Annotated in this window: 24 protein-coding genes; 14 read left to right on the top strand and 10 right to left on the bottom strand. The window is 59.7% G+C overall.

Annotated elements, in window-relative coordinates:
• The 4 genes from C7534_RS07165 to C7534_RS07150 are packed head-to-tail and all read right to left on the bottom strand — an operon-like array spanning window position 1 to window position 2,775.
• Window positions 1-528: a pilus assembly protein PilP gene (locus C7534_RS07165; RefSeq protein WP_046031170.1), complete on the bottom strand. Its 528-nt coding sequence runs from the start codon at window positions 526-528 to the stop codon at window positions 1-3.
• Complete coding sequence (gene pilO, locus C7534_RS07160; protein ID WP_109785373.1) at window positions 525-1,148, bottom strand: type 4a pilus biogenesis protein PilO; 624 nt, start codon at window positions 1,146-1,148, stop codon at window positions 525-527. Before pilO ends, C7534_RS07165 begins: the two co-directional genes overlap by 4 nt.
• Complete coding sequence (locus tag C7534_RS07155; RefSeq protein WP_046031172.1) at window positions 1,145-1,711, bottom strand: PilN domain-containing protein; 567 nt, start codon at window positions 1,709-1,711, stop codon at window positions 1,145-1,147. Before C7534_RS07155 ends, pilO begins: the two co-directional genes overlap by 4 nt.
• The gene (locus C7534_RS07150) at window positions 1,711-2,775 is read right to left on the bottom strand and encodes a pilus assembly protein PilM (protein WP_109785372.1); all 1,065 of its coding nucleotides are present in this window, start codon (window positions 2,773-2,775) and stop codon (window positions 1,711-1,713) included. Before C7534_RS07150 ends, C7534_RS07155 begins: the two co-directional genes overlap by 1 nt.
• Before the next feature lie 216 nt (window positions 2,776-2,991).
• Between C7534_RS07150 and C7534_RS07145 the strand changes: the two genes are divergently transcribed.
• On the top strand, window positions 2,992-5,433 hold the full coding sequence (locus tag C7534_RS07145; RefSeq protein ID WP_371916746.1) for a penicillin-binding protein 1A: 2,442 nt from the start codon (window positions 2,992-2,994) through the stop codon (window positions 5,431-5,433).
• A 244-nt stretch (window positions 5,434-5,677) separates the two neighbouring features.
• Here C7534_RS07145 and C7534_RS07140 read toward each other — a convergent pair whose 3' ends face one another.
• The 3 genes from C7534_RS07140 to rpmE form a co-directional block, all read right to left on the bottom strand.
• Window positions 5,678-6,946: a malic enzyme-like NAD(P)-binding protein gene (locus C7534_RS07140; RefSeq protein ID WP_046031175.1), complete on the bottom strand. Its 1,269-nt coding sequence runs from the start codon at window positions 6,944-6,946 to the stop codon at window positions 5,678-5,680.
• Window positions 6,947-7,124: 178 nt separating this feature from the next.
• On the bottom strand, window positions 7,125-7,928 hold the full coding sequence (locus C7534_RS07135; RefSeq protein ID WP_109785371.1) for a thermonuclease family protein: 804 nt from the start codon (window positions 7,926-7,928) through the stop codon (window positions 7,125-7,127).
• Between the two features lie 14 nt (window positions 7,929-7,942).
• The gene (rpmE, locus tag C7534_RS07130) at window positions 7,943-8,173 is read right to left on the bottom strand and encodes a 50S ribosomal protein L31 (protein ID WP_007899231.1); all 231 of its coding nucleotides are present in this window, start codon (window positions 8,171-8,173) and stop codon (window positions 7,943-7,945) included.
• A 201-nt stretch (window positions 8,174-8,374) separates the two neighbouring features.
• On the opposite strand from rpmE, the gene C7534_RS07125 reads away from it, so the two are divergent.
• The 10 genes from C7534_RS07125 to C7534_RS07080 all read left to right on the top strand — a co-directional run bounded on the left by C7534_RS07125 (window position 8,375) and on the right by C7534_RS07080 (window position 21,357).
• Window positions 8,375-10,594, top strand: a complete 2,220-nt coding sequence (locus C7534_RS07125) for a primosomal protein N' (RefSeq protein ID WP_109785370.1) — start codon at window positions 8,375-8,377, stop codon at window positions 10,592-10,594.
• Window positions 10,595-10,817: 223 nt separating this feature from the next.
• Window positions 10,818-12,554 (top strand): arginine--tRNA ligase, encoded by a 1,737-nt coding sequence (argS, locus tag C7534_RS07120; RefSeq protein WP_109785369.1) that lies wholly within the window; start codon window positions 10,818-10,820, stop codon window positions 12,552-12,554.
• A gap of 1 nt (window position 12,555) precedes the next feature.
• Entirely contained in the window at window positions 12,556-13,266 is a 711-nt protein-coding gene (locus tag C7534_RS07115; protein WP_109785368.1) for an SPOR domain-containing protein, read from the top strand.
• 248 nt (window positions 13,267-13,514) lie between these two features.
• Entirely contained in the window at window positions 13,515-14,045 is a 531-nt protein-coding gene (gene hslV, locus C7534_RS07110) for an ATP-dependent protease subunit HslV (protein WP_046031180.1), read from the top strand.
• 55 nt (window positions 14,046-14,100) lie between these two features.
• Entirely contained in the window at window positions 14,101-15,438 is a 1,338-nt protein-coding gene (gene hslU / locus C7534_RS07105; protein ID WP_046031181.1) for an HslU--HslV peptidase ATPase subunit, read from the top strand.
• Between the two features lie 119 nt (window positions 15,439-15,557).
• On the top strand, window positions 15,558-15,929 hold the full coding sequence (locus tag C7534_RS07100; protein ID WP_046031182.1) for a gamma-butyrobetaine hydroxylase-like domain-containing protein: 372 nt from the start codon (window positions 15,558-15,560) through the stop codon (window positions 15,927-15,929).
• 258 nt (window positions 15,930-16,187) lie between these two features.
• Window positions 16,188-17,867 (top strand): class II poly(R)-hydroxyalkanoic acid synthase, encoded by a 1,680-nt coding sequence (gene phaC, locus C7534_RS07095; protein ID WP_109785367.1) that lies wholly within the window; start codon window positions 16,188-16,190, stop codon window positions 17,865-17,867.
• A 147-nt stretch (window positions 17,868-18,014) separates the two neighbouring features.
• Window positions 18,015-18,869 (top strand): poly(3-hydroxyalkanoate) depolymerase, encoded by an 855-nt coding sequence (gene phaZ, locus C7534_RS07090; RefSeq protein WP_046031184.1) that lies wholly within the window; start codon window positions 18,015-18,017, stop codon window positions 18,867-18,869.
• A gap of 125 nt (window positions 18,870-18,994) precedes the next feature.
• A complete protein-coding gene (gene phaC, locus C7534_RS07085) occupies window positions 18,995-20,677 on the top strand; it encodes a class II poly(R)-hydroxyalkanoic acid synthase (protein WP_046031185.1) in 1,683 nt (560 codons plus the stop codon).
• Between the two features lie 59 nt (window positions 20,678-20,736).
• Window positions 20,737-21,357: a TetR/AcrR family transcriptional regulator gene (locus tag C7534_RS07080; RefSeq protein WP_046031186.1), complete on the top strand. Its 621-nt coding sequence runs from the start codon at window positions 20,737-20,739 to the stop codon at window positions 21,355-21,357.
• Window positions 21,358-21,535: 178 nt separating this feature from the next.
• On the opposite strand, the gene C7534_RS07075 is transcribed toward C7534_RS07080, so the two are convergent.
• The 3 genes from C7534_RS07075 to C7534_RS07065 form a co-directional block, all read right to left on the bottom strand.
• Window positions 21,536-22,393: a phasin family protein gene (locus C7534_RS07075; protein ID WP_109785366.1), complete on the bottom strand. Its 858-nt coding sequence runs from the start codon at window positions 22,391-22,393 to the stop codon at window positions 21,536-21,538.
• Between the two features lie 10 nt (window positions 22,394-22,403).
• A complete protein-coding gene (locus tag C7534_RS07070) occupies window positions 22,404-22,826 on the bottom strand; it encodes a phasin family protein (RefSeq protein ID WP_046031188.1) in 423 nt (140 codons plus the stop codon).
• 250 nt (window positions 22,827-23,076) lie between these two features.
• On the bottom strand, window positions 23,077-23,352 hold the full coding sequence (locus C7534_RS07065; RefSeq protein ID WP_027922116.1) for a polyhydroxyalkanoic acid system family protein: 276 nt from the start codon (window positions 23,350-23,352) through the stop codon (window positions 23,077-23,079).
• Between the two features lie 155 nt (window positions 23,353-23,507).
• On the opposite strand from C7534_RS07065, the gene ubiE reads away from it, so the two are divergent.
• The 3 genes from ubiE to ubiB are packed head-to-tail and all read left to right on the top strand — an operon-like array spanning window position 23,508 to window position 26,502.
• Complete coding sequence (gene ubiE / locus C7534_RS07060) at window positions 23,508-24,278, top strand: bifunctional demethylmenaquinone methyltransferase/2-methoxy-6-polyprenyl-1,4-benzoquinol methylase UbiE (protein WP_007948968.1); 771 nt, start codon at window positions 23,508-23,510, stop codon at window positions 24,276-24,278.
• On the top strand, window positions 24,278-24,901 hold the full coding sequence (locus C7534_RS07055; RefSeq protein ID WP_046031189.1) for a ubiquinone biosynthesis accessory factor UbiJ: 624 nt from the start codon (window positions 24,278-24,280) through the stop codon (window positions 24,899-24,901). The genes ubiE and C7534_RS07055 overlap by 1 nt, the downstream gene beginning before the upstream one ends.
• A complete protein-coding gene (ubiB, locus tag C7534_RS07050; RefSeq protein WP_046031190.1) occupies window positions 24,898-26,502 on the top strand; it encodes a ubiquinone biosynthesis regulatory protein kinase UbiB in 1,605 nt (534 codons plus the stop codon). The genes C7534_RS07055 and ubiB overlap by 4 nt, the downstream gene beginning before the upstream one ends.
• Window positions 26,503-26,546: the final 44 nt, after the last annotated feature.

Below are 26,546 nucleotides of genomic sequence, written 5' to 3'. Positions count from 1 at the left end.
CTATGAGTGCTCTTTCAAAGGGAGGGTCCGAGGTCGTTCCAGCCAGGCACCCTCGCCATCGGGAACGATTTCGATCACATCGACTTGGGAGCCGCTGATGGCGACGATCCGTCCATCGTTACGCCCCAGGTAATCGCCGACTTTCAGCCGATGCACCCCGCCCGCCCCGCGCAACAGCGCAAAGGAGCCGGTGGCATTGGAAATCGTGCCGACCATTTCAAACTGCTCGATGTTGAAGCCTTCGAGGTACTGCTTGACCCGATTGAGGTCGGGCGTGACGTTCCGCGAGCCGCGCTTCTGGCCAGCCAGGTCCACTCTGACCTGCCGGGAAAACGGACTGCGCAGGTTGGCAGCGCTGTAGGTGAACGTTGGATAAGACCGAAACGTCGGCGTTGGTTCAATCTTGCCCGGAGCCCGCAGACGCACTTCGTTCAGGTAGGCATCCAGGTCGCCGACATCGTTGCTGTTGTCACATGCGGTCAGGCTGGCAAACAAAACAACCATCGACAAACAACGAACCGGGCTCATTTCTGTGCCCCGTTGTCGTTATAGCGATAGGTCTTGGCCAGGATGCTCATGCGCAACTTCGCACCGCCTTCGGGATTGGCCGGAGCAAGGTCGAAATCATGCAGCGTAACGATCCGGGGCAGCCCGGCCACGCCACTGACGAAGGTCGCCAGGTCGTGATAGGCACCGGTCACCGTGATCTGGATCGGCAGCTCGATGTAGAACGGCTGGGTGACTTCCGGCAACAGTTTGATCTCTTCAAACTCCAGACCACTGCCGAGCCCGGTGCGGGTGATGTCCTCCAGCAGACCCGGGACCTCGGTATCGCTGGGCAATTGCCGCAGCAGCACCCCGAAGGAGGTCTCCATTTCCTTCATTTGCTGGGTGTACAGTTCCAGATTCGCGGCCATGCGGGCTTTGGTGGCGAACTGCTCCTTGAGGGTCAGTTCTTCCTCGCGCTTGAGATGGAGCTGGTCTTGCAGGTCACTGAGGTAAAAGGTGTACCCGAGTGCCAACACCAGCAGCATCAACAGAACACCCACCAACACCTTGATCGCCGGAGGCCAGGACCCCATGTTGCTGGTGTCCAGATCGTTGAGATCAACATTGCGCAGGCCTGCAAACCATTGGGACGGACTCATTGATCGCCCTCCACGGCTGCGGGCTGCGTCTGACGAACGGTCAGTTGAAAAACGTTGGCCTGATCCAGCTGACCGGCGGTTGTCGCTTTGACCTCGGTGAGGCTTGGGGCATCGAACCAGTCGGACGCATCCAGATTGCGCATCAGATCCGACACGCGATTGTTTGACTCGGCAGCGCCGGTGATGGACAAGGTTTTGCCGACCATTTTCACTTCGGTGAAATACACGCCGTCCGGCAGCGCGCGAGCCAATTGATCGAAGATCCGGCCACTGATCGGTCGGTTGCCCTGCAGGTCCTGAATGATTCGCATGCGTTCGACCAGTTGCTGACGGCGGGCTTTGAGGTCACTGATCTGGGCGATCCGCTCGTCGACTACTGCAATCTGTTTGGCGATATACCCATTACGGGCAGCTTGCCGATCGATGGCGCCGCTAATGACCTGGTCCGCGACCAGTACCCCCCCTACGGAGCAAACCAGCACACCGACCAACGCCAGCAAAAAGCGTTTGCGACGCTCTTCTCGCTGTTCTTCGCGCCAGGGTAAAAGATTGATCCGCGCCATCAGTCGAAACTCCTGAGGGCGAGCCCGCACGCAATCATCAGGGCTGGCGCATCACTGAGCAGGGCACCGGCGTTAACTTTGCTGCTCAAGGTCATGTTCAAAAACGGGTTGGCCACCTGAGTGGAAGTGCCCAGGCGCTGCTCGATCAACCGGTCAAGCCCCGGCACCGACGCCGTGCCACCGGCCAGTAGAATGTGGTCGACCGCGTTGTACTGACCGGAGGCAAAAAAGAACTGCAACGAGCGTGAAACCTGTTGCACCAGCGCCTCGCGAAACGGTTGCAAGACTTCGCTGACGTAGTCGTCCGGCAAACCGCCCTGCTTCTTCGCCAGCCCTGCCTGCTCGACCGTCAGACCATAACGTCGCTGAATTTCCTCAGTCAGTTGCCGACCGCCGAACAATTGCTCGCGGGTATAGATGATCTTCCCGTCGTACAACACGCTGAGGGTGGTCATGGTCGCGCCGATGTCCACCACCGCGACCGTCAGGTGCTCCCGAGGGGCGGGCAGTTGCGTCGACAGCAAACTGAAAGAACGCTCCAGTGCGTAGGCCTCGACATCGACTACGCGCGCAGTCAGGCCGGCCAGGGCCAGCGCCGCTTCACGGACCTCGACGTTTTCCTTGCGGCAGGCCGCCAGCAATACACTGACGCGCTCGGGGTTACGCGCAGAGACGCCCTGGACTTCGAAGTCGATGGCGACTTCATCCAGCGGATAGGGGATGTACTGATCGGCCTCGATCTTCAGCTGGTTTTCCAACTCGTCGTCGGAAAGTCCGCCGTCCATCTCGATGGTCTTAGTGATCACCGCCGAACCGGCCACGGCCACCGCCACGCTCTTGAGGCTGGTCCGGGCCTTGAGCAGCACTCGCGAGAGCGCCAACCCGACGCCTTCGAGTTCGGCGATATTTTTCTCGACCACGGCATTGGCAGGCAACGGCTCTACCGCGTAGGCCTCGACCCGATAGCGATCGCCCTGGCGGCTGAGTTCCAGAAGCTTTACCGATGTCGAGCTGATGTCGATCCCCAACAACGAGTTGGATTTTTTATTGAAGAGTCCTAGCACTACCAATTCCCTATGACTATCCGTGTCTTACGGACTCTGTAATATCCATTGCGTTCATTCACCCCGTCTTGACAGAAGCGCCAATGACGCTCCTCGCCGAAAAATGCTTATAATGCCCAGCGTTTTTTTCCGGTTTTTACTTCAAGCGCGGGTCGTTCCCTGTTTCTGAACCCTGATGCCTAATTCATTCTTTGCCCTGGATGTCCAAAAGCCTTGATTCGTCTGCTGAAATTTTTCGGTTGGTCCATCGTCGCCGTTTTCTGCGGACTGCTTCTGGGTCTGAGTGGCGCGTATCTTTACCTTAGTCCCGGATTACCGTCCGTGGAGGCTCTCAGAAGCATCCAGTTGCAGATTCCATTGCGGGTCTACAGCAGCGACAACAAGTTGATCGCAGAATTTGGCGAAATGCGCCGCACACCGATCCGTTTCGCCGACATTCCCCCCAATTTCATTAATGCGTTACTAAGTGCTGAAGACGACAACTTCGCCAACCACTACGGCGTCGACCCCAGCAGCCTGATGCGTGCCGCCACCCAATTGGTCAAAAGCGGGCACATTCAGTCCGGCGGCAGCACCATCACCATGCAGGTGGCGAAGAACTTCTTCCTGACCAGCGAACGCAGCTTCTCGCGCAAAACCACCGAAATTCTCCTGGCCTTGCAAATCGAACGGCAGCTGACCAAGGACGAAATCCTTGAGCTGTACGTCAACAAGATCTACCTGGGCAACCGCGCCTACGGTATCGAGGCGGCGGCGCAGGTTTATTACGGAAAATCGATTCGCGATGTCAGCCTTGCCCAGATGGCAATGATCGCCGGCCTGCCGAAAGCACCGTCGCGCTTCAATCCGCTGGCCAATCCGGCCCGCAGCAAAGAGCGCCGCGACTGGATCCTGGGGCGTATGTACAAACTCGGGAAAATCACCGAAGCGGACTACACCACGGCGATCAACGAGCCGCTGAATGCCAGCTATCACGTGCCAACGCCGGAAGTGAACGCGCCGTACATCGCCGAAATGGCCCGGGCCGAAATGGTCGGTCGCTATGGCGCCGATGCTTACACCGAAGGTTTCCGCGTTACCACGACCGTGCCGAGCAACCTGCAGGAAATGGCTAACACAGCGGTCCACGAAGGCTTGATGACGTATGACCAGCGCCACGGTTATCGCGGCCCTGAGTCACGCCTGCCGGGCAAGACGCGCGAAGCCTGGGCCGCCGAGCTGACCAAACAACGCACCATCAGCGGCCTTGAGCCCGCCATCGTCACTCAGGTCGATAAAAACGGCCTGCAGGTGATGACCCGCACCGGTGACGGGCACATCAGTTGGGACAGCATGAAATGGGCGCGCCCATTCCTGAACACCAACAGCATGGGCGCCAACCCGAAACAGCCTTCGGACGTGGCTCAGGTAGGTGACTTGATTCGCGTGCAGCGTCAACCGGACAACTCGCTGAAATTCAGCCAAATCCCGCAAGCACAAGGCGCGCTGGTTTCACTGGACCCGCAGAATGGCGCCATTCGCTCGCTGGTCGGCGGTTTCGCCTTCGAACAGAGCAACTACAACCGCGCCTTGCAGGCCAAGCGTCAGCCGGGGTCGAGCTTCAAGCCCTTCGTCTACAGTGCCGCGCTGGATAGCGGCTACACCGCGTCCAGCCTGGTGAACGACGCACCGATCGTGTTTGTCGACGAATACCTGGACAAGGTCTGGCGTCCGAAGAACGACACCAACACCTTCCTCGGCCCGATCCGACTGCGCGAGGCGCTCTACAAGTCGCGCAACCTGGTGTCGATCCGCCTGTTGCAAGCGATGGGCGTTGGCAAGACCATCGACTACATCACCCGCTTTGGCTTCAACAAGCAGGACCTGCCGCCCAACTTGTCGCTGGCACTGGGCACCGCGACCCTGACGCCAATGGAGATCGCCACCGGCTGGAGCACGTTCGCCAACGGCGGCTACAAGATCACCCCGTACATCATCGACAAGATCGAAAGCCGCAACGGTGACACGCTGTTCGTCGCCAACCCGGCGAGCGTTCCAAAAGGCGATACGGCCACCGACGGTATTGCCGCACCTGCCGCGCAAACCTTCACGGTCAACGCCACCCCGGGTGAGGTTCCAGCCGCGCCAGGCACTGCGCCGCAAGCGCCAGCCGTAGCCGAACGCATCGTCGATGGCCGCACGACTTTCATCCTCAACAGCATGCTGGAGGACGTGATCAAACTCGGGACCGGCCGTCGCGCGCTGGCCCTGGGCCGTAGCGATATTGCGGGCAAGACCGGCACGACCAACGAATCCAAGGACGCGTGGTTCTCCGGCTATAACGCGGACTACGTGACCACGGTCTGGACCGGTTTCGACCAGCCTGAAAGCCTGGGCCGCAAGGAATTCGGGGGCACTGTCGCGCTGCCGATCTGGATGAACTACATGGCCGCCGCCCTCAAAGACAAGCCGCCGCATACGCAGCCAGAGCCCGAAGGCATCCTGAGCCTGCGGGTTGACCCGATCAGCGGTCGTGCGGCGACGCCAGGCACGCCAGGCGCTTACTTCGAACTGTTCAAGGCCGAGGACACACCTCCGTCGATGAATGAACTGGGTAACGGCAATGCGCCGGGCAGCCCACTGCCAGCGGACGAAGCGGCGCCGATCGATTTGTTCTGATCGCAGCGCCAACAGAAAGCCCCGCCTTCGTGAGAAGCGCGGGGCTTTTTGTTGCACTGATCGTTCCCATGCTCTGCGTGGGAATGCCGCCCAGGACGCTCCGCGTCCCATCCAGAGCCGAACGCAGAACGTCCGTAGAGGCATTCCCACGCGGAGCGTGGGAACGATCACCACGATCACCTACAGGCAAAAAAAAGCCCCGACTCTCACGAGCCAGGGCTTTCGGTTGAAGCGCTACAACGGCTTAGCCGTTGAACACGTCATCCACGCTTTTGAGCGGGTAGTTCTTCGGATACGGCAGGGTCGCTACGCCGGTCTCGATCGCAGCCTTGGCCACGGCATCGGAGATCAGGGTGATCAGACGGGCATCCATTGGTTTCGGAATGATGTACTCACGACCGAATTCCAGCTTGATGCCGCCGTAGGCGTCGCACACTTCCTGAGGCACTGGCAGTTTGGCCAGTTCGCGCAGGGCGTTGGCGGCAGCCACTTTCATTTCTTCGTTGATGCGCTTGGCGCGAACGTCCAGGGCACCACGGAAGATGAACGGGAAGCCCAGTACGTTGTTGACCTGGTTCGGGTAGTCCGAACGGCCGGTCGCCATGATCACGTCGTCACGGGTGGCATGGGCCAGTTCCGGGGAGATTTCCGGATCCGGGTTGGAGCACGCGAACACGATCGGGTTGGCCGCCATGGACTTCAGGCCTTCAGCGCTCAACAGGTTCGGGCCGGACAGGCCTACGAACACGTCAGCACCGGTCAGCGCGTCAGCCAGGGTGCGCTTGTCAGTCGCGTGAGCGAAGACAGCCTTGTACTGGTTCAGGTCGTCACGGCCGGAGTGGATCACGCCGGTACGGTCAACCATGAAGATGTTTTCGATGTTGGCACCCATGCTCACCAGCAATTTCATGCAGGAGATGGCGGCAGCACCGGCGCCCAGGCAGACGATCTTGGCGTCAGCGAGGGTTTTGCCAGCGATTTCCAGGGCGTTGATCATGCCGGCTGCGGTAACGATCGCAGTGCCGTGCTGGTCATCGTGGAACACCGGAATGTCGCACTGCTCGATCAGAGCGCGCTCGATCTCAAAGCACTCTGGTGCCTTGATGTCTTCCAGGTTGATGCCACCGAAGGTGATGGAGATACGCTTGACGGTGTCGATGAAGGCTTGCGGGCTTTCGGAATCGACTTCGATGTCGAAAACGTCGATGCCGGCGAAGCGCTTGAACAGCACGCCTTTACCTTCCATTACTGGCTTGGAAGCCAATGGGCCGAGGTTACCCAGGCCAAGAATGGCGGTGCCATCGGAAATGACTGCAACCAGGTTGCCCTTACCGGTGTATTTGTAGGCCAGTTCAGGATCGCGGGCGATTTCGCGTACTGGTTCGGCTACGCCGGGGCTGTAGGCCAGCGACAGGTCGCGGGCGGTAGCGGTGGCCTTGGTGAGCTCGACACTCAGCTTACCTGGACGAGGATGGGCATGATATTCGAGAGCGGCAGTTTTCAGATCAGACATTTTGGCATTCCGCTTTTACTGTTGGACAGACTGGTCAGCGAGGATACGCGCCTCGCAAAATCCCCACAAGACTGACCGGTCACCCCTGTCAAGCGCCCTGCCCTAAGACTTTGGGCCAAGAGCCACGGAACACAAGGGGTAGACTGTTCACAATCGCTAGAAAAAATGTCTACAATTTTTATTGTGGCGTCACTTGCAGCATCGAAGGATCCGTCAGCGGCAGAAGCCAGCGTGCTTGCCGGGGTTTCAATCCACCGCGACGCGAGCGGTCCTGGACCCAGCCACGCGCCTCAATTTGCGCGCCTTGAAGCGTTTCCAGCGCCGCGACATCGAACCTGTTGAGCATATTGGGTGCAACGCGCAATACAACCGAATCCTGCAACTCGATCCAAACCCCGCCGCGATTGCGCTGAACCTTGCTCACACGACCGCTGAGCACGGCGAACCCGGAAGCCTCGATCTGCTCCGCTTTCAGTACAGGGGATTGCCGCCATATACCAAGCCCGGCCTGACGTGCACTGCGTTCAGCAGCTTGCTGACAGCTGACCAAATCAACATTGGGTGCCACCGCCACTTGAAAACCGAGGCCTTCGGCGAGCATCTGTGCTTCGAGATTGGCACCGTCGGCGCCATAGACATGGGCCAGCGTGCGACCGTAATGGTCCTTGCTTTCTTTACCCGGCAGCAAACCGACGCGTCCATCGCTGGCAGCCACCAGCGCTTCAAGGCGTTTGCGCGCAACCACGGCAAACGGCTCGTCGGAGCGGCCCTGTTTGCCCAGCTCAGGCGTATTCAAACCAATCATGCGCACACTGCGGCCATCGCTCAGGCGCAAGGTGTCGCCATCCACGACCCGCTGTACGGTGACCGACTCCAGCTCGATCGGCGCCGGGCAGAACGCCTGGGCGCCTGACAGCCAAATCGCGGACACAAAAAAGGCGCCCGCGAGGGACGCCTTTTTCAACAGCAAGGAAAAGCCCATCGGGCCCTTCAACCTTACTCTGCAGCAGCTGGAGCTTTCTTGCCGAAAGCGCCGAAACGGTCTGCGAAGCGCTGTACACGACCGCCAGTATCCAGAGTCTTCTGCTTACCGGTGTAGAACGGGTGGCACTCGTTGCATACGTCGATCGCCAGAGGCTTGGCCAGGTTCGAACGAGTTTCGAACTTGTTGCCACAGCTGCAGGTAACTGCGGTGATTTCGTATGTTGGATGGATATCGGCTTTCATGATGATTCCTCAGGCTAGCGTGCCGCCACTCAACACTATTGTTGAATACCGCACGTAATTAGGCCGCGGATTCTACCAGACCTTTGCAATCGCGCAAGCTGTCGCTTCTACCGACCGTCTGCTAGGCTCCCGACCCATTACGCGACCCCTACAGATGTATGTACCAAGCCCTTTTTTGTTAGTTGATCGAGATCCCCCCGCGTGCCCGATGCCATTTTGCGCCTCGCCCTGCCTTCGCCCCTGCGCCGTCTGTTCGATTACCGCGCCCCGGCCGGGGTCCTGCGCGCCCAGCTGCAACCGGGCATGCGCTTGCGGGTGCCGTTCGGTCGTCGGGAAATGATCGGGATACTGGTGGAAGTTACCGACACCAGCGAAGTGCCGGTGGAAAAACTCAAACCGGCCCTGGCCTTGCTGGACGCCACGCCACCGCTACCGGCGGCGCTGTTCAAACTGTGTTTATGGACGTCCCAGTATTACCAGCACAGCCTCGGCGACACCTTGAGCTGGGCGTTGCCGGTATTGTTGCGTCAGGGTGAATTGGCCGAGGCGCGCCAGGAACGCTTCTGGTCCGCGGCGACCGGCGCCAGCCTCGATGACCCTCGCATCGCCCGCGCCCCGCGCCAACGCGAAGCCTTGGCGACACTGGCCCAGCATCCCCACGGCGTCGCCCATCAGTTGTTGAGCAAACTGATGTTGAGCAAAGACAGTCTGGACTTGCTGCTGGCCAAGGATCTGGTGCAAGTGGAGATTCGCAAGCACGCCCCCGGCGCACGCCACGAACACTGGCTGGCGCAACCGGAATTGCCGCTCAACCCGGAACAGCGCGCAGCCTATGAAGCCATTCGCGCCGGCTTCGACAGTTATCACGCCTTTCTGCTCGCCGGTGTCACGGGCAGCGGCAAGACCGAAGTCTATTTGCAGCTGATCCGCGAAACCCTCGAAGCCGGTAAACAAGCGCTGGTGCTGATCCCGGAGATCAACCTCGGCCCGCAGACCCTGGCGCGCTTCGAGCAGCGCTTCAATGCACGCATCGCGTTGATTCACTCGGCGGTCAATGATCGCGAGCGGCTCGAAGCCTGGCTCGCCGCTCGGGACGGTGACGCCGACATTATTATCGGCACGCGCTCGGCGCTGTTCACGCCGATGAAAAACCCCGGCCTGATCATCATCGACGAAGAGCACGACGGCTCCTATAAACAGCAGGAAGGCTTGCGTTATCACGCCCGTGACCTGGCGTTGGTCCGCGCCCGGCAGGAAAACATCCCTATTGTCCTTGGATCCGCCACACCTTCACTGGAAAGCCTGCACAACGCCTACACCGGCCGTTACGGCCTCCTACGCCTGAACGAGCGGGCGGGTGGTGCCAAGCAGCCGCGTTTCCTGCGCCTGGATGTAAAAAGTCGCCCGCTGGATAGCGGCATTTCCGGGCCGATGCAGCAAGCCATCGGTCAGACACTGGCAGCCGGCCAGCAAGTATTGGTGTTCCTCAACCGTCGTGGCTTTGCGCCGACTTTGTTGTGTCACGACTGCGGCTGGATGTCTGAATGCCAGCGCTGCGATGCGCGGATGACCGTGCACCAGCGCTCCGGTGAGTTGCGCTGCCACCATTGCGGCTACGTCGAACGCGTGCCCCGGCGCTGCCCGAAATGCAGCAAAGTCGATTTGCGCCCCGTGGGTGCTGGCACCGAGCGCGCCGAGGAACGCCTGGCGATTCTGTTCCCGGACTACCCGGTGCTGAGGGTCGACCGCGACAGCACGTCGCGCAAAGACGCGATGAATCAGCTATTTGCCACCATCCAAAAGGGCCAGCCGTGCATTTTGGTCGGCACGCAAATGCTTGCCAAAGGGCATCACTTTCCACGGGTGACGCTGGTGTCGATTCTCGACGCCGACGGCGGGTTGTACTCCGGTGACTTCCGCGCCAGCGAACGCATGGCGCAGTTGATTGTTCAAGTGGCCGGGCGGGCCGGGCGGGCGGAAGAGCCGGGCAAAGTCATCATCCAGACGCACCTGGCAGACCACCCGCTGCTGGTGCAGTTGACGGAGCAGGGCTATTTCGCATTCGCCGAACAGGCCTTGAGCGAACGTCGCTCGGCGGGCCTGCCGCCCTTCGCACACCTGGCGCTGCTGCGGGCCGAAGCGCACAAGCCGGGGCAGGCCGAAAGTTTCCTGGATGAAGCATGCAGCGAGGCCGAACGTTTGGTGGACGAACAGAATCTTGGCGGAATCGAACTGCTGGGGCCGGTGCCTGCGCCGATGGAACGCCGCGCCGGACGTTATCGTGCACAGCTATTATTGCAGGCCACGGCGCGGGCGCCGCTGCATCGGTTGCTGGCCAGTTGGTTGCTGGTGCTGGAGCAGATGCCGAGCGGACGGGCGGTGCGCTGGTCGCTGGATGTCGATCCTGTCGATTTGTATTGACCTGAAGATCGTCGTTGAATGTGTAGGAGCAAGGCTTGCCCGCGATAGCGATCTCAAGGGCGCCATCGCAGGCAAGCCTTGCTCCTACAAACGAAGACATTTGTCACCACATATCCACATCCTGCCTGCTAAGGTTGGCAAGCCCGCCTTCGCAACGGATAATGCCCAGTTTTTCCACCAGCGCATCGAAGCGCCGCCGCGCTTGCGGTCGAAAGAGAAGACCATGAAAGACACCATTCGCCAGCTGATCCAACAAGCCATCACCCAACTCGTCAACGAAGGTGTGTTGCCTGAAGGCCTGTCGCCGGCGATCCAGGTGGAAAACTCCCGCGACAAGAAGAACGGCGACTTCGCCAGCAACATCGCCATGATGCTGGCCAAACTGGCCGGCATGAAGCCGCGCGACCTGGCCGAGAAAATCATCGCCGCGCTGCCGGCTGATGAAAACATCACCAAAACCGAAATCGCCGGCCCGGGCTTCCTGAACTTCTTCCAGAACACCCAGGCCCTGGCCTCGCGCCTGGATGCCGCGCTGGCCGACAGTCAGATTGGCGTGCGCAAGGCCGGCCCGGCACAGCGCACGGTCATCGACTTGTCGGCACCGAACCTCGCCAAGGAAATGCACGTCGGCCATTTGCGCTCGACCATCATCGGTGACGGTGTCGCGCGAGTCCTGGAATTCCTCGGCGACGAAGTGATCCGTCAGAACCACGTGGGCGACTGGGGCACTCAGTTCGGCATGTTGATGGCGTACCTCCAGGAAAACCCGATCACCAGCGACGAGCTGTCGGACCTGGAAAACTTCTACCGTGCCGCCAAGCAGCGCTTCGACGAATCCGAAGAGTTTGCTGATCGCGCCCGAGGCCTGGTGGTCAAGCTGCAGGCCGGCGACCCGGACTGCCTGGCGCTGTGGACCAAGTTCAAAGACATTTCCCTGTCGCACTGCCAGAAAATCTACGAACTGCTGAACGTCAAACTGACCATGGCCGACGTCATGGGCGAAAGTGCCTACAACGACGACCTGATCAACGTGGTCAACGACCTCAAGGCCGCCGGCATGCTGGTCGAAAGCAACGGCGCCCAGTGCGTGTTCCTCGACGAGTTCAAGAACGCCGACGGCGATCCGCTGCCAGTCATCATCGTGAAAGCGGACGGCGGCTACCTCTACGCCACCACCGACCTGGCGGCCGTGCGTTACCGCAGCGGTAAGCTCAAGGCTGATCGCGCACTGTACTTCGTCGACCAGCGCCAGGCCCTGCACTTCCAGCAAGTGTTCGCCGTGGCGCGCAAGGCCGGCTTCGTGACGCACCCGATGGAAATGGAACACATGGGCTTCGGCACCATGAACGGCCCGGACGGCCGGCCGTTCAAGACCCGCGACGGCGGCACCGTGAAGCTGATCGATCTGCTGGTCGAAGCGCAAGAGCGCGCCTATACGCTGGTGAAGGAAAAGAATCCTGACCTGGCTGAAGAGGAACTGCGCAATATCGCCAAAGTGGTGGGCATTGCAGCGGTCAAATACGCCGACCTGTCCAAGCACCGCACCAGCGACTACAGCTTCAACTTCGAGCTGATGCTGAACTTCGAAGGCAACACCGCGCCTTACTTGCTGTACGCCTACACCCGCGTTGCCGGCGTGTTCCGCAAGCTGGGCAAGGACTTCACCGAAGTCGAAGGCCAGATCGTGCTGGAAGCCGCGCACGAACACGAACTGGCCGCCAAACTGGCGCAGTTCGGCGAAGTACTGAACAACGTTTCCGACAAAGGGACGCCGCACATCCTGTGCACCTACCTGTACGATGTGGCCGGCCTGTTCTCCAGTTTCTACGAGAACTGCCCGATCCTGAGCGCCGACACCCCGGCGCAAATGCAAAGCCGTCTGCGCCTCGCCGCACTGACCGGTCGCACACTCAAGCAAGGCCTGGAACTCTTGGGTCTGGAAACTCTGGAGCGTATGTAAGTTGGCTGCCAAGAAAAAACCTGCACCCAAGCGTGGCGCCAGCCGATACCAAGCTCCAGCAAAGCAACCGATCCCGGGTTGGTTGTGGATGGCCATCGGCCTGACGGTCGGCGCGTTCATCGTTTTCCTGATGAAACTGGAACCGGGCAAGGGCAGCGACACGGTCAAGCGCGAGAAGGTGGAGCAGCAACAGAAAGCCACCAAGATCGCCGAGGCCAACAAGACCCCGCCGAGCCCGACGCAACCGGTGAAGCCGAAATACGACTTCTACACCTTGCTGCCGGAATCGGAAGTGATCGTACCGCCGGATGCCGTGCCGGAAAAAACCCTGCCGACGCCACAGGTGCCAGCCATTCCGACCACACCGGTGACACCGGCGGAAGCGGCGAAGATCGACACGGCACGCGCGCAGGCTGCCCTGGCCGGGATAACACCACCGCCACCGCCGCCCGTCACCAAAGCCGCGCCGGTGACCAAGTTCTTCCTGCAGGCGGGCTCGTTCCGCAAAGAGGCTGATGCGGACAAGGTTCGTGCGCAGATCATTCTGCTGGGCCAGGCCGTGGCGGTTGAGTCCGGCACGGTGAAGGATGAGACCTGGTATCGCGTTCTGGTCGGGCCGTTCAGCAACCGCGAACAACTGACCACCGCGCAGAAACAACTGGCCGGCGCAGGCTTTAGCAACCTGTTGTTACAACAACGCCAAAGCCGCTGATTTCCCGGCAGGATCTGTGCGTCATCGTTCATCGCGGGCAAGTCGAATCGTCGCACCGCCGCTCCCACAGGATATGCGCTATCCCTGTGGGAGCGGGCTTGCCCGCGAAAGCGTTCTGATAAACACCACACATCCCATCTGACTCAAACCACTCGTCCCCTCTCCCGCCCCGCAGTTGAAAAATGCGCCACCACCCCCATATGAGTTGGCATAAGGCATTTTCGCCCCGCTGCGTGGAGACTCTTCCCTTGACCACCATCGTTTCAGTTCGCCGCCACGGCAAAGTCGTCATGGGCGGCGACGGCCAGGTTTCTCTCGGCAATACCGTGATGAAAGGCAACGCGAAGAAAGTTCGCCGCCTGTACCACGGCCAGGTCATCGCCGGTTTCGCCGGTGCCACCGCTGACGCCTTCACCCTCTTCGAACGTTTCGAAGGCCAGCTTGAGAAACATCAAGGTCACCTGGTTCGCGCAGCCGTCGAGCTCGCCAAAGAATGGCGCACCGACCGCTCCCTGAGCCGTCTCGAAGCCATGCTCGCCGTTGCCAACAAAGACGCCTCCCTGATCATTACCGGCAATGGCGATGTCGTAGAACCCGAAGAAGGCTTGATCGCCATGGGTTCCGGCGGCGGCTACGCCCAGGCCGCGGCCAGCGCACTGCTCAAGAAGACCGATCTGTCGGCCCGGGAAATCGTCGAAACCGCCCTCGGCATCGCTGCCGATATCTGCGTATTCACCAATCACACCCAGACCATTGAGGAGCAGGACTGCGCCGAGTAAGCCCGTGTTGGCCATCGTGCCACGGCTCATTCTTGCTTGAGGTCCGCTAAATACTATGTCCATGACTCCCCGTGAAATCGTCCACGAACTCAATCGCCATATCATCGGCCAGGACGATGCCAAGCGCGCCGTCGCCATTGCGCTGCGCAACCGCTGGCGCCGGATGCAGCTGCCTGAAGAGCTGCGCGTTGAAGTCACCCCCAAGAACATCCTGATGATCGGCCCGACCGGTGTCGGCAAAACCGAGATCGCTCGTCGCCTGGCCAAACTCGCCAACGCGCCCTTCATCAAAGTTGAAGCGACCAAGTTCACCGAAGTCGGCTATGTCGGCCGCGATGTGGAATCGATCATTCGTGACCTGGCTGACGCAGCCATCAAACTGCTGCGCGAACAGGAAATGACCAAGGTGCGCCACCGCGCCGAAGACGCTGCCGAAGAGCGCATTCTCGACGCCCTGCTGCCACCGGCACGCATGGGTTTCAACAACGACGAAGCACCCTCGGCCGATTCCAACACCCGCCAGCTGTTCCGCAAGCGTCTGCGTGAAGGTCAGTTGGACGACAAGGAAATTGAAATCGAAGTCGCCGAAGTGTCCGGCGTCGACATCTCCGCGCCACCTGGCATGGAAGAAATGACCAACCAGCTGCAAAGCCTGTTCGCCAACATGGGCAAGGGCAAACGCAAGAGCCGCAAGCTCAAGGTCAAGGAAGCGCTGAAACTGGTGCGCGACGAAGAAGCCAGCCGCCTGGTCAACGATGAAGAGCTGAAAGCCAAGGCACTGGAAGCGGTCGAGCAGCACGGCATCGTGTTCATCGACGAAATCGACAAGGTGGCCAAGCGCGGCAATTCCGGCGGTGTCGATGTGTCCCGCGAAGGCGTACAGCGCGATTTGCTGCCGCTGATCGAAGGCTGCACCGTCAATACCAAGCTGGGCATGGTCAAGACCGACCACATCCTGTTCATTGCCTCCGGTGCGTTCCACCTGAGCAAGCCGAGCGACCTGGTGCCAGAGCTGCAAGGCCGCCTGCCGATTCGTGTCGAGCTCAAGGCGCTGACGCCTGAAGACTTCGAGCGCATTCTCAGCGAGCCGCATGCCTCGCTCACCGAGCAATATTGTGCGCTGCTGAAGACTGAAGGCCTGGGCATCGAGTTCCAGCCGAGCGGCATCAAGCGCATTGCCGAGATCGCCTGGCAGGTTAACGAGAAGACCGAGAACATCGGTGCCCGTCGCCTGCACACCTTGCTTGAGCGACTGCTTGAAGAGGTGTCGTTCAGCGCCGGTGATCTGGCCAGTGCCCATGACGACAAGGTGATCCTGATCGACGCCGACTACGTCAACAGCCACCTGGGTGAATTGGCGCAGAACGAAGACCTGTCCCGTTATATCCTGTAAGCCATGTGACCTCCTGTAGGAGCACAGCTTGCTGGCGATGGCGCACTTGAAATCGCCATCGCCGGCAAGCCGTGCTCCTACAGGGGGCTGACCACACGCCTACAGACGGATACCCGGTCATGATCCCCACCGACATCAAACTGCACAAAGCCTCGAAAACCCTGTCGCTGAAATACGCGTCGGGCGAGGAATACACCCTGCCCGCCGAATTTCTTCGCGTGCACTCTCCCTCCGCCGAGGTCCAGGGCCACGGCAAACCTGTCCTGCAATTTGGCAAGATCAACGTAGGCCTGAGCAAGGTAGAACCGGCCGGTCAGTACGCACTGAAATTGACCTTCGATGACGGCCACGACAGCGGCCTGTTCACCTGGGAATACCTCTATGAATTGGCGCGACGTTATGACGCACTTTGGGCGGATTATCTTGCCGAGCTCAAAGCGGCCGGAAAAACCCGCGACCCGAATGAATCCGTCGTCAAGCTGATGCTCTAAGTCAGGCCTCTTGCTCTTTAGAGGGCATTTTCTAATTTCATCTGTTTGAATGCTCCGCTTCTGGGTCAATGATTGGCCTGCTTGCGAAAAAAATTAAACTCGGGTAACCAATGGAGCTGGCAAGTTCCCTGCAGTGCTCTCTGAACTAAAAAGCAGCGATGCAGTATTAACGGTCACCCGAGCAGTAGTACCTGGCATTGGCTGTGTGACTACACCGCTGGTATCAGGTACTCGTCTCAGGACAATGGAGCGTCGTAGATGAGTAACAAAAATAACGATGACTTGAAGACTCAAGCCTCGGAAAACACCTTGGGGCTGAATCCTGTCATTGGGCTGCGTGGAAAAGATCTATTGGCTTCTGCTCGCATGGTGCTCAGGCAGGCCATCAAACAACCGATTCACAGTGCCAGGCATGTCGCCCATTTCGGCCTTGAACTGAAGAACGTGTTGTTCGGCAAATCCGAACTTCAACCGTCCACCGATGACCGTCGTTTTGCCGATCCGGCCTGGAGCCAAAACCCGCTCTACAAACGTTATTTGCAAACTTACCTGGCGTGGCGCAAGGAGCTCCACGACTGGATCGATGACAGTAATCTGCCACCCAAAGATGTCGCTCGCGGGCATTTCGTGATCAACCTCATGACCGAAGCCATGGCCCCGACCAATACGGCGGCCAACCCGGCGGCGGTCAAACGCTTCTTCGAAACCGGTGGCAAGAGCCTGCTCGACGGCCTCTCGCACCTGGCCAAGGACATGGTGAACAACGGCGGCATGCCGAGCCAGGTCAACATGGGCGCATTCGAAGTCGGCAAGACCCTAGGCGTGACCGAAGGCGCGGTGGTGTTCCGCAATGACGTGCTGGAACTGATCCAGTACAAGCCCACCACCGAGCAGGTGCACGAACGCCCATTGCTGGTGGTGCCACCCCAGATCAACAAGTTCTACGTGTTCGACTTGAGCCCGGAGAAGAGCCTGGCGCGCTACTGCCTGCGCAGCAATGTGCAGACCTTTATCGTCAGTTGGCGCAACCCGACCAAGGAACAGCGCGAGTGGGGTCTGTCGACCTACATCGAGGCGCTCAAGGAAGCGGTCGACGTAGTCAGCGCTATCACCGGCAGTAAAGACATCAACATGCTCGGCGCCTGCTCCGGAGGCATCACCTGCACCGCGTTGCTGGGCCATTACGCGGCAATCGGCGAGAAAAAGGTCAACGCCCTGACGCTGCTGGTCAGCGTGCTGGACACCACCCTGGACAGCGACGTCGCCCTGTTCGTCGACGAGCAAACCCTGGAATCCGCCAAGCGCCAGTCCTATCAGGCCGGGGTTCTGGAAGGCCGCGACATGGCGAAAGTCTTCGCCTGGATGCGCCCCAACGATTTGATCTGGAACTACTGGGTCAACAACTACCTGCTGGGCAACGAGCCGCCGGTGTTCGACATCCTGTTCTGGAACAACGACACCACACGATTGCCGGCCGCGTTCCACGGCGACCTGATCGAGATGTTCAAAAGTAATCCACTGATCCGCTCCAATGCACTGGAAGTGTGCGGTACGCCGATTGACCTCAAGCAAGTCACCGCCGACATCTATTGCCTGGCTGGCACCAGCGACCACATCACCCCGTGGAAGTCCTGCTACAAGTCAGCGCAACTGTTCGGTGGCAAGGTCGAGTTCGTGCTGTCGAGCAGCGGGCATATCCAGAGCATTCTGAACCCGCCGGGCAACCCGAAATCGCGCTACATGACCAGCACCGAAATGCCGGTCAAGGCCGAAGACTGGCAAGAAAACTCCACCAAACACACCGATTCCTGGTGGCTGCACTGGCAGGCATGGCAAGCCGAACGTTCGGGCAAGCTGAAAAAATCCCCGACGATTCTGGGCAACAAAACCTATGTCGCGGCGGAAGCGGCACCGGGCACTTATGTGCATGAGCGGTAACTGACACACCTCGCGCCCCTGTAGGAGCCGAGCTTGCTCGCGAAGGCGGCAGCACAGTCAATATTGCTGAGCCTGCCCCACCGCTATCGTGAGCAAGCTCAACGCCTACAGAGGATCGGGGATGAATTAACCCACAGGGCTTGAAGCATGCCGCAACCGTTCATCTTTCGTACCGTCGACCTGGATGGCCAGACCCTCCGCACGGCAGTACGCCCCGGCAAGCCTCACTTGACGCCCTTGCTGATTTTCAACGGCATCGGCGCCAACCTGGAGCTGGTGTTTCCGTTCGTCGCGGCACTGGACCCGGACCTGGAAGTCATTGCTTTCGACGTACCCGGTGTCGGCGGTTCATCCACGCCGAACCGGCCTTATCGTTTCCCGGGCCTGGCGAAACTCACGGCACGGATGCTCGACTATCTTGACTACGGACAAGTCAACGTCATCGGTGTGTCCTGGGGTGGCGCCCTCGCCCAGCAGTTCGCGTATGACTACCCCGAGCGCTGCAAGAAACTCGTGTTGGCGGCCACGGCGGCCGGCGCGGTGATGGTGCCGGGCAAACCGAAAGTACTGTGGATGATGGCCAGCCCACGGCGCTACATCCAGCCGTCTCATGTCATCCGCATTGCTCCGATGATCTATGGCGGCTCGTTCCGTCGCGATCCCACCCTGGCGGCCAGCCACGCGGCGAAAGTCCGTTCGGCAGGCAAGCTCGGGTATTACTGGCAGCTGTTTGCCGGTCTTGGCTGGACCAGCATTCACTGGCTGCACAAGATCAACCAGCCGACCCTGGTATTGGCCGGCGACGACGACCCACTGATCCCGTTGATCAACATGCGCATGCTCGCCTGGCGTATTCCCAACGCCCAGTTGCACATCATCGATGACGGGCATTTGTTCCTGATTACCCGCGCCGAGGCGGTGGCACCGATCATCATGAAATTCCTCGAAGAGGAACGTCAGCGCGCCGTCATGCACCCACATCCGTCGCCATTGAGCGGTTAATTCGGGAATTTGTTTACCCAAACAGGCAGGCAGGACGCCACGCCGCGCAACAACCCACAACAGCGACTATGGTGATCTGGTTCTGTTTGTTTGTTTTTGGCTTGAAGACGAAGGAGTGTTGAGACATGCGCGAAAAACCAGCGAGAGACGCTTTGCCCACTCCCGCCGCGTTCATCAACGCACAGAGTGCGATTACCGGCCTGCGCGGCCGGGATCTGATTTCGACCCTGCGCAGTGTCGCGGCCCATGGCTTGCGCAACCCGGTGCACAGCGCCCGCCACGCCTTGAAGCTGGGCGGCCAGCTAGGTCGCGTATTGCTGGGTGAAACCTTGCACCCGACCAACCCGCAGGACAGTCGTTTCAACGACCCTGCGTGGAGCCTCAACCCTTTTTACCGACGCAGCCTGCAGGCCTACCTGAGCTGGCAGAAACAGGTGAAAAGCTGGATCGACGACAGCGCGATGTCGCCTGACGATCGTGCCCGCGCGCACTTTGCGTTTGCCTTGCTCAATGACGCGGTGTCGCCAACCAACACGTTGCTCAATCCATTGGCGATCAAGGAGATCTTCAATTCCGGCGGCAACAGCCTGGTGCGTGGTATCAGCCATCTGGTCGACGACCTCTTGCACAATGACGGCCTGCCTCGGCAAGTCACCAAGCAAGCGTTCGAAGTGGGCAAAACCGTGGCCACCACGACTGGCGCCGTGGTGTTTCGCAACGAGCTGCTGGAACTGATCCAGTACAAGCCGATGAGTGAAAAACAGTATTCCAAACCACTGCTGGTGGTGCCGCCGCAGATCAACAAGTACTACATTTTCGACCTCAGCCCGCATAACAGTTTCGTCCAGTACGCCCTGAAGAATGGCTTGCAAACCTTCATGATCAGTTGGCGCAATCCGGATGTGCGTCATCGCGAATGGGGGCTGTCGACGTACGTTGAAGCCGTGGAAGAAGCGATGAATGTCTGCCGGGCGATCACCGGCGCCCGCGAGGTGAACCTGATGGGTGCCTGCGCCGGCGGGCTGACCATCGCCGCGCTGCAAGGTCACTTGCAGGCCAAGCGACAGCTGCGGCGAGTGTCCAGCGCGACCTATCTGGTGAGCTTGCTCGACAGTCAAATGGACTCCCCGGCAACGCTGTTTGCCGACGAACAGACCCTTGAGGCGGCCAAGCGAAAGTCGTATCAAAAAGGCGTGCTGGAAGGTCGCGACATGGCGAAGGTGTTCGCCTGGATGCGTCCCAATGACTTGATCTGGAGCTACTTCGTCAATAACTACCTGCTCGGCAAAGAACCGCCAGCGTTCGACATCCTCTACTGGAACAACGACAACACTCGGCTGCCGGCAGCCTTTCATGGTGATCTGCTGGACTTCTTCAAGCACAACCCGCTGAGTCATCCGGGCGGCCTTGAAGTGTGCGGCACCCCCATCGATTTGCAGAAAGTCACCGTCGACAGCTTCAGCGTCGCGGGCATCAACGACCACATCACGCCGTGGGATGCGGTGTATCGCTCGACCCTGCTGCTGGGTGGCGAACGACGCTTCGTCTTGTCCAACAGCGGTCACGTACAGAGCATTCTCAACCCGCCAAGCAATCCGAAAGCCAACTACGTCGAGAGCGCAAAACTGAGCAGCGATCCGCGGGCCTGGTACTACGACGCCAAGCAAGTCGACGGCAGTTGGTGGTCGCAGTGGCTGGAGTGGATTCAGCAACGTTCCGGGGCACAAAAAGAAACTCACATGCCCCTCGGCAATCAGAACTACCCCCCGCAGGAGGCAGCACCCGGTACCTACGTGCGTGTGCGCTGACGTTCAACCCACCACGGCCGACGCCGGCCGTGGCCTGACTCGACCATTAAGAAGACTGGATGAAAACCCGCGACCGGATTCTCGAATGTGCCTTGCAGTTGTTCAATCACAAAGGCGAACCGAACGTCTCCACCATGGAAGTTGCCAACGAGATGGGCATCAGCCCCGGCAATCTCTACTACCACTTTCACGGCAAGGAACCGCTGATTCTCGGGTTGTTCGAGCGTTTCCAGACCGAGCTGGCGCCGCTGCTCGACCCACCCGCCGATGTGGAACTGGGACCAGACGATTACTGGCTGTTCCTGCACTTGATCGTCGAACGGCTGGCGCACTACCGGTTTCTGTTCCAGGACCTGTCGAATCTCGCCGGGCGCCTGCCGAAACTGGCCAAGGGCATACGCAATTTGCTCAATGCGCTGAAGCGCACACTGGCTTCATTGCTGGCGCGGTTGAAGGCTCAAGGGCAGTTGGTCAGTGACACCCAGGCGTTAGGGCAGTTGGTGGAACAGATCACCATGACGCTGCTGTTCTCGCTGGATTACCAACGGATTCTGGAGGGTGAAGGTGAAGTGCGGCTGGTGGTGTACCAGATCATGATGCTGGTGGCGCCGCACTTGCTGCCGCCGATCAAGGTCGCGACGGAGCAGATGGCCCTGCAATATCTCGAAGTCCACGACTAACCTTGTAGGAGCCGAGCTTGCTCGCGATGGCGTCGTGTCAGTCGATATTAAATTGGGCTGACACACCGCCATCGCGAGCAAGCTCGGCTCCTACCAAGGGCTGCGTCGCTCATTGAACCGTGCACAAACAAAAACGCCCGACCTTGGCAGGCCGGGCGTTTTTTTGAGCCCCGGGTTATCAGGACTGACTGGTTGGCGTCGATGGAGCTGGCGCGACAGTCGGGGTAACAGCTGGGGTTGGCGCAGTCGCGGAGTTCGATGCGCTGACCGGTGCTGTCGGGGTTGCCGGTTTGGCAGCCGCAACGGCTGGTTTTGCAACGGCTTTCGGTGCGGCCGGTTTTTTCACTGCCGGCTTCTTCGCTGCAGCAGGTTTTGCTGCCGGTTTGGCGGCTGCGGTTTTGACAGCCGGTTTAGCCGCTGGCTTAGCGGCCGCTTTGGCGGCGACCGGCTTGGCCGCTGGCTTGGCTGCTGCAGGTTTGGCGGCGGCAGTCTTGGCAGCTGGCTTGGCCGCTGCTTTCGTGGCTGGTTTGGCAGCCGGTTTAGCGGCAGCTTTGGCCAGTGGCTTGGCAGCCGATTTAGCAGCCGGTTTGGCCGCCGCGGTTTTCGCCGCAACAGGCGCAACCTTGGCACCGGTGAGTTTTTCGATTTGCTTGGTCAGGGTGTCGACCTTGCTGTGCAGTGCTTTGACTTCGTTGCGGCTCGGGACACCGAGGCGCGAAATGGCGCTGTTCAGACGCTTGTCGAAAGCCCCTTCCAGTTCATCCCACTTGCCCAGCGCACGATCTTTCACGCCGCTGATGCGCGACTTGGCCGACGAAGCAGAATCCTTGGCGGCGTCGACTTTCTTGCCAACAGCGCTCTTGGTGAGCTTCTCGGCTTTCTCGCCGTCTTTGACCAATGTATCGAAGAGCTTGCTGCCGTCAGTGTCAATCTTCGAGTACACGCCTAAACCAGCCAGCCAGATTTTGCGGGAGTAGTCTTCGACTTTCCCGATCCACGAGCTGCCTTCTTTTTCGGTGTTCTTTTTAACAGCCATCCCGTTCTCCTTAAGATTTACGCGCGACGTTTTCGAGCAATGCCGTCAGCTCATCGAGCTTAGCAGAGAGTGTCTCAACGTCATGTTTAGACGGAATGCCGATACGATTCAAGGCACTTGCGACACGCGAGTCAAAAGCCTTCTCGACCTTGTCGAGTTGAACTTCGACCTTGCCTTTGAAAGTGCTCACTTCACTCTTGGCTTCATCGATCTCGGCATTAGCGGCTTCAAGTTTCTCAGCCACTACTTTTTTGCCTTTCTTTTCAACAGTTTGACCAGCCTTGATCAACTCTTGAAAGTAATCGCTGCCCTCTTGGCCGACCTTGGCGTAGGCACCCAGGCCTGCCAGCCAGATCTTGCGGGCATAGGATTTGACGTCGCCCAGAGCAGTGGTCGATGCGTCGATTTTTTTCTTCAGAATAACTTTGGCCATGGTGCACCTCACGCGCAGAAGGTTTGAGGAACTGCCCGGATAAGTGTCGGGCTCAGGCACAAAGTAGGGAGAAAAATTAGAAACGGCACCCTAACAACTGACATAAACCAGTGGTGCCACACACCTCGACCTGTAGGAGCCGAGCTTGCTCGCGATAGCCCCTCATCATTCAAAATGGATGTGGACTGACACACCGCCATCGCGAGCAAGCTCGGCTCCTACAGGGACTGCCTTCAAAAATCGATGCAGGTCACACCAACGCTTTATCCAGCGCCTTCTCGATTTCCGATTTAATCATGCCGCTCATGGCCGACATCATCAGGCCCAGCTCGACATCGACGCGGATCGAATCTTCGCTGACATGCACCGCGCCTTTCACGCCGGAGCGCTTGAGGTTCAAGGTGTCACCCGACCACTGCGGCTCCAGGCCATATTGATCGGACAATTTCTGCGCCAGCTTGTCGGCCTTCTCGCGAGCCGCTTCCTTACCCAGGCCGTGGGCGCGTTCAACACTAATACGGGCCATCAAATGACTCCTGCTTTATGAATGCTTGGTCGGTAAATCCTGACCGCGGGTGCGGCAAAACGTCCCGAGGGTGATCCATCTTACCTTCAGCCTTGCCAAGACAAAGCATCCCTTGGGGATTAGAATGTCCCGCATTCTCTTCTGGTGACAGCGATATGACTGATCAGCGCAAAGGCAGCGATGCCGAACCCACCACGCACTTCGGTTTCAAAAACGTTCCGGAAAGCCAAAAAGCGGAAAAAGTCGCTGAGGTTTTCCATTCGGTAGCCGCCAAGTACGACTTGATGAACGACCTCCTGTCGGGCGGCATGCACCGCTTGTGGAAGCGTTTCGCAATCGAGCTTTCGGGCGTGCGCACCGGTAATCGCGTGTTGGACATCGCCGGCGGCACAGGCGACCTGACCAAAAAATTCTCGCACCTCGTTGGCCCGACGGGCCAGGTCGTGCTGGCCGACATCAACGAATCGATGCTCAAGGTCGGACGTGATCGCCTGCTGGACCTCGGTGTCGCCGGCAACGTCGAATTCGTTCAGGCCGACGCTGAAAAACTGCCGTTCCCGGACAATCACTTCGACTGCGTGACCATCGCCTTCGGCCTGCGCAACGTGACGCACAAAGAAGACGCCCTGCGTTCGATGCTGCGCGTACTCAAGCCTGGCGGTCGCCTGTTGGTGCTGGAGTTCTCCAAACCGACCAACGCGCTGATGTCCAAAGCCTACGATGCTTACTCGTTCGCCTTCATGCCGTTGATGGGCAAGCTGATCACCAACGACTCGGAAAGCTATCGCTACCTGGCCGAATCGATCCGCATGCACCCGAATCAGGAAACCCTGAAATCGATGATGGTCGAGGCCGGTTTCGACCGCGTGACCTACCACAACATGACCGCAGGCATCGTCGCCCTGCACCGCGGCATCAAACCCTGATGTTGCTGGCCGGCCTGCTCGCCAGCGTTGAACTCGGCCTGAACCGGGTGCTGCGTCTCGACAGCACGGCGCTGCCACGGCTGGCGCATTTGAGCGGCCGGGTGATAGCCATCGATTGCCGCAGCCCGGCATTGCAGCTGTTCATCCTGCCCAGCGACGAAGGCCTGATGCTCGCTTCCCACTGGGAAACCGGCGTTGATTGCACCTTGCGTGCACCGGCCTCAAGCCTGCTGAAACTGGCGATGAGCAAGGACAAGACCTCGGTCCTGCATGGCCCTGAAGTCGAACTCGACGGAGACAGCGGCGTGCTGCTGGAACTGGCGGCGATCCTTCAGGACCTCGAGCTGGATTGGGAGTATGAACTCTCGCGCTGGCTCGGCCCGGTGGCGACGCAACTGATCGGTGGTCACCTGCGCAGTCGCGCTCGCTGGTATCAGCAAGGGTTCATCAGCCTGGGGCAAAACCTGGGCGAATACCTGGCTGAAGAATCGCGAACCCTCGTCGGTCAGCGCGAAGCCGAAGCCCGTTTCAGTGAACTGGACCAGATCAAACTCGATCTGGAACGTCTCGAGGCGCGCTTCGAGCGCCTTTCCCGATCCCTCGACCCAAGCGATAACGCATGAAGCTGCTTGCCGTCCGCCGTTTGTTGCGCATCCAGCGCGTTGTGATTCGTTACCGTCTCGATGACCTGCTGTTCGCCCTGCCGCTGCCCTGGTTCCTGCTGGCGCTGCGTTACGCGTTGCCATGGCGCTGGTTCCCGCGCAAGACGCTGGACTTGAGCCGCGGCGCGCGATTGCGCCTGGCGCTGCAGGACCTCGGGCCGATTTTCATCAAGTTCGGGCAGATTCTGTCCACCCGCCGTGACCTGCTGCCGGAAGACATCGCCGATGAGCTGATGAAGCTGCAGGACCGCGTGCCGCCGTTCGACTCGCAAGTGTCGGTCAAACTGATCGAAGAACAGCTCGGCAAAAAGATCAGTGAAGTGTTCAGCCGCTTCGATGTCGAGCCACTGGCTTCCGCCTCGGTGGCGCAGGTGCATGCCGCGCAGTTGAAAACCGGCGAAGAAGTGGTGGTCAAGGTAATTCGCCCGGGCCTCAAACCGGTCATCGCCCAGGATCTGGCGTGGCTGTTCATTCTCGCCCGCGCCGCTGAAAAGCTCTCGGCCGACGCGCGTTTGCTGCACCCGGTGGACGTGGTCCAGGACTACGAAAAAACCATCTACGACGAACTCGATCTGCTGCGCGAGGCGGCGAACGCCAGCCAGTTGAAGCGCAACTTCGAAGGCTCGCCGCTGCTGTACGTGCCGCAAGTCTATTGGGACTGGTGCCGGCCGAAAGTGTTGGTGATGGAGCGCATCTACGGCATCCAGGTCACCGACCTGACGACCCTGGCCGACCAGCGTACCGACATGAAAATGCTCGCCGAACGCGGTGTGGAGATCTTCTTCACGCAAGTGTTCCGCGACAGTTTCTTCCATGCCGACATGCACCCCGGCAACATCTTCGTCAGCACCGTGAACCCGTGGAGCCCGCAATACATCGCGATCGACTGCGGCATCGTCGGCAGCCTGACCCCGGAAGACCAGGATTACCTGGCGCGCAACCTGTTCGCCTTCTTCAAGCGTGATTACCGGCGCGTGGCGCAGTTGCACATCGATTCGGGCTGGGTGCCGGCGGAAACCAAACTCAACGAATTCGAAGCGGCGATCCGTACGGTGTGCGAGCCGATTTTCGAAAAACCGTTAAAGGATATTTCCTTCGGTCAGGTGTTGATGCGCCTGTTCCAGACCGCCCGACGCTTCAACATGGAAGTGCAGCCGCAACTCGTTCTGCTGCAAAAGACCCTGTTGAACATCGAAGGCCTGGGCCGCCAGTTGTACCCGGACCTCGATCTGTGGAACACCGCGCAGCCGTTCCTCGAGCGCTGGATGCGCGAGCGCGTCAGCCCCAAAGCCTTGCTCGGCAACGTGCAGAGCCAGTTTGAACAGCTGCCGCACCTGGCCAATATGGCCCGCGACCTGCTGGAGCGCATGTCTCAACCCCACGCGTACGACCCGCCGCCACCGTGGCATCGACGCCGCGACGACTGGTTCCTGCGGTTGCTCGGTACGGCCCATCTGGCCGGTGGCGCGATACTCGCCGCTGGCGGGCCACTGAACCAGTTGGCCTACTGGCCGGCGGGAATCATGATGGCCGTCGGTTTGTATCTGGTCGTTCGCCGATAGCCAGTTGTGTTACGCACTGGCACACTGTTTCAACGCCTGGGCTT

The sequence above is a fragment of the Pseudomonas sp. OV226 genome (assembly GCF_003148705.1).
GTDB lineage: Bacteria > Pseudomonadota > Gammaproteobacteria > Pseudomonadales > Pseudomonadaceae > Aquipseudomonas.
This window is presented reverse-complemented; position numbering and strand designations above follow the sequence as displayed.